At 59.3% G+C, this 11,417-nt stretch carries 10 protein-coding genes and 2 tRNA genes; 9 read left to right on the top strand and 3 right to left on the bottom strand.

The genetic code is table 11. The features are described from left to right. Nucleotides 1–101: 101 nt before the first annotated feature. Together JMV15_RS12460 and JMV15_RS12455 are read left to right on the top strand one after the other, a co-directional pair. A tRNA-Phe gene (locus JMV15_RS12460) sits at nt 102–177 on the top strand. Nucleotides 178–349: 172 nt separating this feature from the next. Then, the gene (locus tag JMV15_RS12455; RefSeq protein WP_014716508.1) at nt 350–1,021 is read left to right on the top strand and encodes a YajG family lipoprotein; all 672 of its coding nucleotides are present in this window, start codon (nt 350–352) and stop codon (nt 1,019–1,021) included. Between the two features lie 36 nt (nt 1,022–1,057). Here JMV15_RS12455 and JMV15_RS12450 read toward each other — a convergent pair whose 3' ends face one another. Both JMV15_RS12450 and JMV15_RS12445 read right to left on the bottom strand, forming a co-directional pair. Further along, nucleotides 1,058–2,665: an ArnT family glycosyltransferase gene (locus JMV15_RS12450; protein ID WP_014716507.1), complete on the bottom strand. Its 1,608-nt coding sequence runs from the start codon at nt 2,663–2,665 to the stop codon at nt 1,058–1,060. 87 nt (nt 2,666–2,752) lie between these two features. Next, nucleotides 2,753–3,718, bottom strand: a complete 966-nt coding sequence (locus JMV15_RS12445) for an arsenic resistance protein (RefSeq protein ID WP_069868900.1) — start codon at nt 3,716–3,718, stop codon at nt 2,753–2,755. Between the two features lie 158 nt (nt 3,719–3,876). Between JMV15_RS12445 and JMV15_RS12440 the strand changes: the two genes are divergently transcribed. After that, nucleotides 3,877–4,290, top strand: coding sequence for a hypothetical protein (locus JMV15_RS12440; RefSeq protein ID WP_201491569.1), 414 nt, complete (start codon nt 3,877–3,879; stop codon nt 4,288–4,290). A gap of 119 nt (nt 4,291–4,409) precedes the next feature. Here the strand turns inward: JMV15_RS12440 and gabP are convergent, their stop codons facing one another. After that, nucleotides 4,410–5,801 carry a GABA permease gene (gabP, locus tag JMV15_RS12435; RefSeq protein ID WP_201491554.1) on the bottom strand — a complete coding sequence of 464 codons (1,392 nt, stop codon included), beginning with the start codon at nt 5,799–5,801 and terminating at the stop codon, nt 4,410–4,412. A 555-nt stretch (nt 5,802–6,356) separates the two neighbouring features. On the opposite strand from gabP, the gene JMV15_RS12430 reads away from it, so the two are divergent. From JMV15_RS12430 to JMV15_RS12405, 6 genes are all read left to right on the top strand, one after another. Next, nucleotides 6,357–7,130, top strand: a complete 774-nt coding sequence (locus tag JMV15_RS12430) for an ABC transporter ATP-binding protein (protein ID WP_010213906.1) — start codon at nt 6,357–6,359, stop codon at nt 7,128–7,130. Nucleotides 7,131–7,143: 13 nt separating this feature from the next. Next, entirely contained in the window at nt 7,144–7,896 is a 753-nt protein-coding gene (locus JMV15_RS12425) for an ABC transporter substrate-binding protein (RefSeq protein WP_014716503.1), read from the top strand. 74 nt (nt 7,897–7,970) lie between these two features. After that, nucleotides 7,971–8,666: an ABC transporter permease gene (locus JMV15_RS12420; RefSeq protein WP_005783890.1), complete on the top strand. Its 696-nt coding sequence runs from the start codon at nt 7,971–7,973 to the stop codon at nt 8,664–8,666. Between the two features lie 38 nt (nt 8,667–8,704). Continuing rightward, entirely contained in the window at nt 8,705–9,394 is a 690-nt protein-coding gene (locus JMV15_RS12415) for an ABC transporter permease (RefSeq protein WP_032803763.1), read from the top strand. Continuing rightward, nucleotides 9,375–10,562 (top strand): methyltransferase, encoded by a 1,188-nt coding sequence (locus JMV15_RS12410; protein ID WP_038448510.1) that lies wholly within the window; start codon nt 9,375–9,377, stop codon nt 10,560–10,562. The genes JMV15_RS12415 and JMV15_RS12410 overlap by 20 nt, the downstream gene beginning before the upstream one ends. A 501-nt stretch (nt 10,563–11,063) precedes the next feature. Further along, nucleotides 11,064–11,139: transfer RNA gene (locus JMV15_RS12405), tRNA-Thr, on the top strand. Nucleotides 11,140–11,417: the final 278 nt, after the last annotated feature.

Here is an 11,417-nt window from a genome sequence, read left to right as displayed (position 1 = left end):
GATCAAAAACCGGGGTCGGCACGTAAGCGACGGTAATAATTAAATATTTTTTGAAAACTTGCTTGACGACCCCCTGAAAAACCCGTTTAATGCGCCCCGTTGCCCAGATAGCTCAGTCGGTAGAGCAGGGGATTGAAAATCCCCGTGTCGGCGGTTCGATTCCGTCTCTGGGCACCAAAATACCGAGAAACCCCAAGGAACAATGTGTTCCTTGGGGTTTTTTATTGCCTGCGATTTAATACGACTCACGCATTTACGGACACGATGTCGCAGGAAGACGATTGAGGGTTATTTTTGGCTGGACTCAATCGTTCAGCCTTTACCCAAATCTCAGTTGTAAGGTTTTTTCATGACCCGCTTCTTGCTTTGCACCCTATTAGTACTGACCGCCCTGCTCAGTGGGTGTGCCACGCAGTTGGACGTAGCAATCAACGCAACGCCTGACCCGGACTACCACTTTGACCGACAGGCAACCGTGCTGGTGACCTCCACTGGCGGCAGTGATGAAAACTCGCTCAACGCCCGCTACTACTTGCGTGACATGGTCCGCGCCATGCAGGACCAGGGCTTTCGCAATGTCTTCACCGACACCACGCTGCCCAAGAACCATGCACCGATCAAAATGACCGTCACCCTGGATGTCGACAGCAAGCAGGTGACTTATCGCTATACCGCCACCGAATACGGGCAGGTGGCAAACAGCACCACCACACAATGCAAGAAGAACAAGAAAAAGACCGACCAACTAACCTGCACCAGCACTCCAAACACCTCCTACGGCCCGGTAGGGACCTCGGAGCGCACCGGCTACACCACGCTCACCACCTTCCGGGTCACCGCTCGTGATGAAGTGAGCAGGCGCGCTGTCTACCTGCTAAGGGCGTCGTCCTATAACGACGACTGCCAAGCCGCCAAGGTCGAAGCCTTCCTGGTGCAGCAGGGTTTGCAGAACCTGAATTTCCAGGACCGCGTGCAGCGCAACTATACGGTCACGATGCCTGAAAGCTTCCGTTGCAAATAATCATCTGCTCGACAGGCCCTTGGCTCAAGGGCCTCCTTACTTGAGCAAAAACACCATCAACGGGTTGTCATTCAAGCGCCCTTGATAGCTCGGCGCCAAGTGCTCCACCGGCGACCCCTTCAACAGCGCGGTCTCCTTGCGCGACACGATCACCCACGAGGGCCGGGGCAGCGCCGCCAATTTCTCAAGCTCGTGTCGCCCGACAAACAGCGGCTGTTCATCGTGATCCAGGTTCATCATGTAGCGCACCGCCCAGGTATCCCGTGCCAGGTCGACAAATACCAAAGGGCCCGGCTGCGCCTGGCGCAACGCCTCCACCTGGCTGACAAACCGCCGAGTATCGAATTGCAGGTCCTTGGCCGGCTCTATCACCGTCACCAGCAACAGCCATTGCGCCGCCAGGGCGATCAGACTGAGCCACACCAACCGCCATGCTCGCTGCCAGGCAATCAACGCTGCGGCTTGCAGCACCACCAGCACGCCGATCATCAACGGCAAGGAAATCTCCGGCCAGTAGCCCTGCTTGTGCCAGGCGTGTCGACACACAAACAACACAACCACGCACAACGCCGGCAGCGCCGCGACCAGCCATTCGTAGCCACGACGCACGCCCACCAGCCAGCCTTGCGCATGCAGCAGCCCGTAGGCAGCGACAGCCGCAAACATCGGCACCATCGGCAGAATGTAATAAGCGCGCTTGAAGTGCGGTACCGACAGGCCGAGCAGAATCATCAAGCCGCAGCCCCCGAACCGCACCAGCAATTGCAGGTGCTCATTGCCCCAACGCTCGGGCCAGCGATGGCGCAACGCAAACAGGGTCGCAAACGCCAGCGGAACCACCGGGAAGTAGCGGTACAAGCTCAGTTGGAAGTAAAAGTAAAACGGCTCACCCGACTCATCCAGACGCCCACCGACTTGCATCTTGAAAACTTCATCGGCAAACGCATTGCCACCACTGAACCGCGCAAGCTTCATCAGTAACCACCAGCACGCGGCGAGCAACACCAGGCCGACAACGCCGTGGATCAGGATCTGCCGGACACGCACCCCCGGTTTGCCCAACGCCCAATACACACACACCACCCCGCAGACTTCAATCAACCCCAGCGGCCCACGTATGGCGAAACCCAGGATGAACAACGGGAACACCGCCAGTTGCCTCAGCCGTGACCCGAGGCGTTCGCCGGTGTGCAGCAGATAGAAACTGCCCACGCATAACAATGCGACCATCTGGTCCAGGCACACCGAGCGCGACTTTTCGAGCAACTGGGCGGTGAGCAGCGTGAGCAGCATCGTCAGCAGCGACCAGGCACGGCTGTAGGGTGCCAGCAGACGATACATCAGCGCGATCACACCCGCCGAGGCGAGCGCCGTGGGCAGCACATTCGCCAAGTGGTTCGGCGCGTCGAACAAGCGGGCGAATAGATAACTGAAGAAGGTCGCGGTGCCTGGGTAATCCGCATAGGGCTGGCCGTAGGTGGTGGGGAAAAGACTCGCGCCATGGCGATACATCTCCTGCAGGAACAGCGCCCAACGCCCGTCAAAACCCTGGGGCTGCTGATCCCAGATGCCTACTGTGAACAACAAGAGAGCGACCAGGAAAATACCCAGTGACTCCAGGCGAAAACGGTTGCGGTGATCCATCGGGTGACCTGTCAGGTGGGAAGCGCTGGCGTATGGTGCCGAACGCGCCCCTGAATGGCGCCTGAACAGACCTGAACATTCACGCGGTTACCGACTGGAGGGCCACACCACTGCCGGGATCAGGCGAACGTAGGCCAACTCGGCAACCAACTCGATCAGGGTCTGCAGGACCACCACCGCTGCGGCCAAGCCGCGCACATCCTCCGGCAGGGCCAGCGCCAACGGTAAAACCACCAGCGAATTACGGGTCGACGCACTGAACGTTACCGCCCGCGCCGTCAAAGCTGGCAGTGCGAACAGGCGCGCAGCCCCAATGCCCATCAACGGCGCCAGCAACACAAAGGCCACGTAGACCGGAATAACTGGCAGCAACACATTGATATCCTGCATTACCGCCGTGATGTGCGAAGCGAGCACGACAAACAGCACCAACGCCATCGCCGGCACCGGCAACCACGCCCAGGCACTGTTCCAATGACTGATTATGCTCGACCGCCGCGCAAGAGTGCTGGTCAAAACCGCCAGAAGCATCGGCACCACAATCAGCCCCAAGAACGCCTCGACAAACGGCCTCGCAGCCACCACCACGGCCGATTGCTCGCCCAACATCAGCCCCAGGTATACCGGCAACAGCAGCAGTTGCAGCAACAGCAGCAGCGGGGTTGCCGCCAGCATCGACCGCGAGTCGCCCTTGCCGATATGGGTAAACACCACCACGTAGTCGATACAGGGCGTCAGCAACACCAGCAGAGCGCCCACCAGCAACGCCGGGCGCTCCACCAGGCCGCGGGTCAACCCCCACACCAGTAAAGGCACCAGGATGAAATTGGCCAGCAGCAAGGCCCCCATGAAGCGCTTGTTGCCCAAGCCTTGGCGCAGCTCAAGAAAGGGTATCTGCAAAAACATCGCATACATCAGCACGGCGATGGCAGGGGTCACCCAAAGACTGAGGCCCTGCGCCGACAAGGGCCAGAGCAGGCCAAACGTGACGGCCGCAAAGACGGCAACGAAGTAGATCGGGACCTGATGGTGTTCCAGGGTGTCACGGGTCATGGGCGGGCTCTGGTGGATCCATAGACTGTCAGCCTAAGTACCCGCGCAGATAAGGTCGAGCACTACAGCAATCATTGCCGCCCGAGAAACCCTTGGGATTTACCCCAACCTGCGCTTCAATACACCCTCTAAACCCAGACCCCAAGGACGTTAAGCCCATGGCCTCGCCAAACAAGCAGCAAAAACGCGCCCACCGGGCAAAAGCCAAGGCCAAGCAAAACCGCACCCAGCGCGCCGTGGCGCACAAGCCGGATGCTTTTGCTGGCGACGACAGCCGCATCGACCTTGAGTCGGTGGATTTGACTGAACTGTTCGTCGAAATGCGTACCGCCGGCGAGATCAGCCAGCAGGCGCTGTGTGCGGTGTTCCTGGCGCACCCGTTGCTGGCGTTCGTGCTGGAGCAGGAAGGCGAAGAGGAAGCGACCGACTTTATCCTGGCGGCGCTGATCGAGTATCGGCAGTGGGCGACGGACAGCGATGATGAAGCCGCCGCATTGGCGTGGATTGAGTCGCCGCAGTTCCAGGCCGACTACGTGGCGGCGTCCCAGGCGCTGGCCAACGCCCCCGACTGACGCAAAATAAAAATGTGGGAGCGGGCTTGCTCGCGAATGCATTCTGACAGTCACTCAATTATTGACTGGTCTAGCGCATTCGCGAGCAAGCCCGCTCCCACAGTTTCAATAGCGGCGTATCAGTTAAGCGCCGCAGCCCCCACTCTTTGAGCCTTGCGACGGCTCGCCACCACCAACCCCGCCAACACCACCAGCAAGCTCAGAATCCCGGTGGCGATGATCTCGACCCGGTGCGCTTCCTGGAACAGCATGATGGTCAACGTACCGACGATAAACACCATCACCGCGTACGTCAGGCCAGGAAACAACCACATCTTGAACACGATCTTCTCGCCCGCCGCCGCACGCTTCTGACGCATGCGCAGTTGCGACACGGCAATCACCAGGTACACCAGCAACGCAATGGCGCCGGAGCTGGCCAGCAGGAATTCGAACACGGCCGCCGGGGCGACGTAGTTGGCAAATACCGCCAGGAACGCAGCGCCGGTAGACAGCAACACTGCCCAGTAAGGCGTGCCGCTCTTGTTGGTACGCTTGGCCACGGCCGGTGCGTCACCGCGACGGCCCAGGGAGAACAGCATGCGCGACGCGGTGTACAGCGCCGAGTTGAGGCAGCTGGTCACGGCAACCAGCACAACCAGGTCGACAATCAGCTTGGCGTTCGGAATGCCCATGCGTTCCAGCACAGTCTGGTAGGAACCTACGGCAGCCAAGGTCGGATCGTTCCAAGGCACCAGGGAGACCACGATGAAGATCGACAACAGGTGGAACAAACCAATCCGCCAGATCACCGAATTGGTGGCCTTGGTGATTTGCTGGCCAGGGTTCTTCGATTCGGCGGCAGCAATGGTGACAATCTCAGTGCCCATGAACGAGAACATGGTGGTCAGGATCGCCGCCAACACCGCGCCCATGCCGTTGGGCATGAACCCTTGGGTATCGAACAAGTGCGAAACACCGCTGACCTGGCTGGTGGGCAAGAAGCCGAAGATCGCGGCCAGGCCGAGGATCACAAAGCCGACGATCGCCACGACCTTGATCAGCGCAAACCAGAACTCGAACTCACCGTAGTTCTTCACACTGAACAGGTTGGTTGCAGTCAGCAACAACGTAATGATTAGGGTAAACGCCCAAATCGCCACGTCGGGGAACCAGGCGTGCAGGATGGTCGCCGCTGCGTTGGCCTCCAACGGAATCACCAGCACCCAGAACCACCAGTAGAGCCAGCCAATGGTGAAACCGGCCCAGTGGCCGATTGCCCGGTCGGCATAGGTAGAGAACGAACCGGTATCGGGTGACGCAACGGCCATCTCGGCCAGCATGCGCATTACCAAGACCACCAGTGTACCGGCGGCTGCATAGGCCAACAGTACAGCCGGGCCGGCAGCAGCGATCGCATGGCCGGAGCCGACAAACAAACCGGCGCCGATGACGCCGGCAATCGACAGCATGGTGACGTGCCGCGGTTTGAGCCCCTGTTCGAGGTCATTGGAGCTTTGCGTACTACTCATTGACACACCTTTGCGAGGAATTGCGAAAACGGTTCGCCCGGCCTGCAGCCTTTCTCGTGAAAAGAATCCAACAGGGCGTTCTTTATTTTTTACGCAAGATTTGCGCCAAAATGTAACAGAGCCGCAGTTGACGCGGGCTGTAGGACAATTCGTCAGCACTCGCAAGTCATTGAGAATCATGGCATTCCGCTATAGCGTTACCGTGCGACTCACCTTCCAGTCAATCCGACGCACCAAAAACACACACAAAAAGTACGTGACGCCCCATAAACGGGCTGATATGGACCGTTTGCCCGGTTAACCCTTCCAACACCCGGCCAAAGCTGGCACCATCGCGCCCTTTTTTACGCGAAGCCTGTGGATCTTTCCGGTTCAAACGTCTGTAGGTTGTTGATGGCGCGACACGCTACTGCGCCGATGCGACACCCTGCCGCAGACCATCGGTTAACCGTCCGCAGCGCTGTTGGCTGTCATCCAAACGCTATGCTAGCTTGGCGCCTCGCCAGGAAGGCGGCCCAACAGCGAAGATCGCAACGAACACAATGAGGACCGCACATGGCCGAGGCCACGCCCGCGCTTGAAATCCGCAACTTGCACAAACGCTATGGTGAGCTTGAGGTACTCAAGGGTATCTCGCTGACCGCTCGCGACGGCGATGTGATCTCGATCCTGGGTTCCTCCGGTTCCGGCAAGTCCACCTTCCTGCGCTGCATCAACCTGCTGGAAAACCCGCACCAGGGCCAGATCCTGGTGGCCGGCGAAGAACTCAAGCTCAAGGCCGCGAAAAACGGCGAACTGATGGCCGCCGACGGCAAGCAGATCAACCGCCTGCGCAGCGAAATCGGGTTTGTGTTTCAAAACTTTAACCTGTGGCCGCACATGAGCATCCTCGACAACATCATCGAGGCCCCTCGTCGCGTGCTCGGCCAAAGCAAGGCAGAAGCCATAGAAGTGGCCGAGGCACTGCTGGCCAAGGTCGGTATTGCCGACAAGCGCCACGCTTACCCTGCGCAACTCTCCGGCGGCCAGCAACAGCGGGCGGCGATTGCCCGCACCCTGGCGATGCAACCTAAAGTCATCCTGTTCGATGAGCCGACGTCGGCGCTTGACCCGGAAATGGTTCAGGAAGTACTTAATGTGATCCGCGCACTGGCCGAAGAAGGCCGCACCATGCTGCTGGTCACCCACGAAATGGGTTTCGCCCGTCAGGTATCCAGCGAAGTGGTGTTTTTGCACCAGGGCCTGGTCGAAGAGCAAGGATCGCCACAGCAGGTGTTTGAAAACCCGCTTTCGGCGCGCTGCAAACAATTCATGTCCAGCAACCGCTAACGGAGCAACATGCATGCAGACCTATAAGAAATTCCTTCTGGCCGCGGCCGTCTCGATGGCGTTCAGCGCCACGGCCATGGCAGAAACCTTGAAAATGGGGATCGAAGCGGCCTACCCGCCGTTCAACAATAAAGACGCCAGCGGTAACGTTGTCGGCTTCGACAAGGACATCGGCGACGCCCTGTGCGCCAAGATGAAAGTCGAAAAGTGCGAAGTGTATGTGTCCGACTGGGACGGCATCATCCCGGCCCTGAACGCCAAGAAGTTCGACTTCCTGGTGTCCTCGCTGTCGATCACCGACGAGCGTAAGCAGGCGGTTGACTTCACCGACCCGTACTATTCCAACAAGCTGCAGTTCATTGCGCCCAAAGCCACTGCGGATTTCAAGACCGACGCCACTTACCTCAAAGGCAAGGTGATCGGTGCACAGCGCGCAACGCTGGCCGGTACCTACCTGGAAGACAAGCTGCCGGACACCGAAGCCAAGCTCTACGACACACAGGAAAACGCCTACCTCGACCTGACCTCCGGTCGCCTCGACGGCATCCTGGCTGACAAGTACGTGCAGTACGAATGGCTCAAGAGCAAAGACGGTTCGGCCTATGAATTCAAAGGCGACCCGGTGGTAGAAAGCGACAAGATCGGTATCGCCGTACGCAAGGGCGACCCGCTGCGCGAGCGCCTGAACAAAGCCCTGGCAGAGATCAAGGCAGACGGCACCTACAAAAAGATCAACGACAAGTACTTCCCGTTCAGCATCGAATGATCTGAACGGCCTGCCCGGCGCGCTCCTGCGAGCGCGCTGGCTTTTAGCAATGCCTGCCGCGATATGAAAACACCATGAATTTCGATCTCTACGGATTCGGCCCGGCGCTCGCCGCCGGCGCGCTGATGACCGTCAAACTGGCGCTCACGGCCCTGTGCCTGGGGCTGGTGCTCGGCCTTGCCGGCGCCTTGGCCAAGACTTCGCCGTACAAGCCGCTGCAATGGCTGGGCGGTGCGTATTCGACCATCGTTCGCGGTATTCCCGAATTACTGTGGGTGCTGCTGATTTACTTCGGCACCGTCAATCTGATGCGTGCCCTGGGTGAGTTCTTCGGAAACCCAGACTTGTCCCTGAGCGCCTTCGCCGCTGGCGTCATCGCCCTGGGCCTGTGCTTCGGCGCCTACGCAACGGAAGTGTTCCGCGGCGCGATCCTCGCCATTCCCAAGGGCCACCGCGAAGCCGGTGTGGCGTTGGGGCTGTCGAAGTTTCGGATTTTCACCCGGCTGATCATGCCGCAAATGTGGCGTATCGCCCTGCCGGGCCTGGGTAACCTGTTCATGATCCTGATGAAAGACACCGCGCTGGTGTCGGTGATCGGCCTGGAAGAAATCATGCGCCACGCGCAGATCGGCGTGACCGTGACCAAGCAACCCTTCACCTTCTTCATGGTCGCCGCATTCATGTACCTGGGCCTGACCGTACTGGCGATGACCAGCATGCACTTCCTGGAAAAACGCGCCGCCCGCGGCTTTGCAAGGAGCACCCAATGAGCGGCGACTACAGCTGGCTATCGCACTTTGACCTGGGCCTGAACTGGGCCGTGATCATCAAGTGGCTGCCGAAGTTGGCCCAGGGCGCAACCTTGACCCTGGAGCTGGTGGCAATCGCCGTGATCGCCGGTCTGCTGCTGGCGATCCCACTCGGCATCGCCCGCTCTTCGCGCCGCTGGTACGTGAGTGCCCTGCCCTACGGCTACATTTTCTTCTTTCGTGGCACGCCGCTGCTGGTGCAGTTGTTCCTGGTGTATTACGGCCTGGCGCAGTTCGACGCCGTGCGCAACAGCTTCATGTGGCCGTACCTGCGCGACCCGTTCTGGTGCGCCACCGCCACTATGACCCTGCACACCGCCGCCTATATCGCCGAGATCCTGCGCGGTGCGATCCAGGCCATCCCGCCGGGAGAAATCGAAGCGGCGCGGGCCCTGGGCATGTCCAAGCCCAAGACGCTGTTCTACATCATTCTGCCACGCGCCTCGCGTATTGGCCTGCCGGCCTACAGCAACGAAGTGATCCTTATGCTCAAGGCCAGCGCCCTGGCCAGCACCGTGACCCTGCTGGAACTGACCGGCATGGCGCGCACCATCATTGCGCGCACTTACCTGCCGGTGGAGATTTTCTTCGCTGCGGGGTTGTTCTACCTGCTGATGGCCTACGTGCTGGTGCGCGGCTTCAAACTGCTGGAAAAATGGCTGCGCGTCGATGCGTGCCAAGGACGTTGAGGCACGCTTCCAGGCACTGGATGCATTCCTGACCGAACACCAAGGGCTGTGGCGACCACGGCCCTTTACTCATTTGCAGTTGCCCTGGGAAACCGAGCATCCAGCGTTATCCCAATGGCTGCGCAAGCGTTCGCTGGCCGAAGCTGAAGCCAGTCACAACCAACCCCATGAACTGCCGGCACCCGCCCCTTTTCCACAGCTGGCCGCTCAAGCGCTGCACCTGAGTGCTGTGGATAAGTTACCCGTCCACGCCCTTGACCCCGCTCGCCACCGGCTGAATGTGGATGTGCCCGGACGTAAGTGGCAACAGATTGAAGCCTTCGGCGCCGCGTTGACCTTTACCCAAACGCCTGCCCACTGGCTGGACTGGTGCGCCGGCAAAGGCCACCTAGGCCGCCGCCTGCTGCAACCCGGTCAACAACTGACCTGCCTGGAGTACGACCCCGCCCTCATCGCCTCCGGCCAAGCTTTGAGCGATCGCCACGGCCTCCCCGCGACCCATCACCTGCAAGACGTGATGGCGGATGTCGCGATCCAGCCCGAACACACACCGGTCGCCCTGCACGCCTGCGGCGATTTGCACGTGCGCCTGCTGCAACGGGCCAGCGCCGCCGGCTGCAAACAACTGGCCCTGGCGCCCTGCTGCTACAACCGCATCACCGCCGACCGTTATCAAGCCCTCTCCGCCGCCGGGCGCGCCTCCATGCTGCAACTGTCGATTGATGACCTGGGCCTGCCCCTGAGCGAAACCGTCACCGCCGGCAACCGTGTACGCCAACAACGAGACACCTCCATGGCCAGGCGCCTGGGCTTTGACCAACTACAGCGGCAAGTGCGCGGCTGCGACGACTACCTGCCGACACCCTCCCTGCCCGCCAGTTGGCTGGATAAATCCTTTGCCGACTACTGCCAGGAACTGGCGAGCCTCAAGGGCTTATCCACAGGTGAACAGGATTGGACGACGCTGGAAGCCCACGGCTGGCAGCGCCTGGCCGAAGTGCGCAACCTTGAGTTAGTGAGAGGCTTGTTTCGACGCCCATTGGAACTATGGTTGGTATTGGACCGGGCACTGTTCATGGTGGAACAGGGCTACAACGTCGAGGTCGGCAGCTTCTGCGAACCATCGTTGACCCCTCGCAACCTGATGGTGCTGGCCGAGCGCGAATAAAGGGCAAAAAATCCTACAAGCGCCTTGTGGATAACTCTGTTGATGAATAGTTTGCAGAGGCCCTAGATATAGGCACTTCACACCAAAAGCCGGCCTGGTTATTTTTTGTTCACAAAATAAAATGCACACAAAACAGGCAGTTGCAGCGTGTTGAGAACTGCTGCACAAAATGGCTGTTTCGGGACAACCGTTACCAACCGATTGTGCATAAGCATCTGGCGCCAGACGCATAACGGGCTCTTTGTGCGGGCTGTTTGGCGCGTTTGGCAGGGGGTAAAGCCCGTTGTGCATCAGGTTACGAGGGGGTCTGTCCAAGGGATGCTTGAACCCTATCGATCTCGTCTACTGCATGGAGTTGGACCCGTACTTTGCACGCGCTCTTCAACCTGTGAAGACACGGGGAAAACGCCCTAATCGCGAGAAACCTCCGACTTTGCAAAAATAGTCAGAATTCAGGGGTTTACAGAACCTTTCCAATCGCTATAATCGTCGCCCTAACACGCCGGTATAGCTCAGTTGGTAGAGCAACTGACTTGTAATCAGTAGGTCCCGGGTTCGACTCCTGGTGCCGGCACCATACAAAACAAAGCCTCCACAGAAATGTGGGGGCTTTGTTGTTTCCGCATGTCCACATCCTGTCCACACCTTGCCATCCTGTCCACACCTTGCCATCCTGCAGCGCAAGCCTCATCGCGGTGAGATCGACAAATCAACCGACTACCGGGGTTGCAAATACAAAGACTGCCTTTTCGCACTCCTATTTCCAGGAGATGAGGGAGGTGATGATTGAATAGCCCAGGAACGTTGAGCAATAGCGAAGTGATGTGGTGCCTAGGCTGGCCGCCCGAAGCCCAC

The organism is Pseudomonas paracarnis, from assembly GCF_904063055.1.
Classification (GTDB): Bacteria; Pseudomonadota; Gammaproteobacteria; order Pseudomonadales; family Pseudomonadaceae; genus Aquipseudomonas; species Aquipseudomonas paracarnis.
This window is presented reverse-complemented; position numbering and strand designations above follow the sequence as displayed.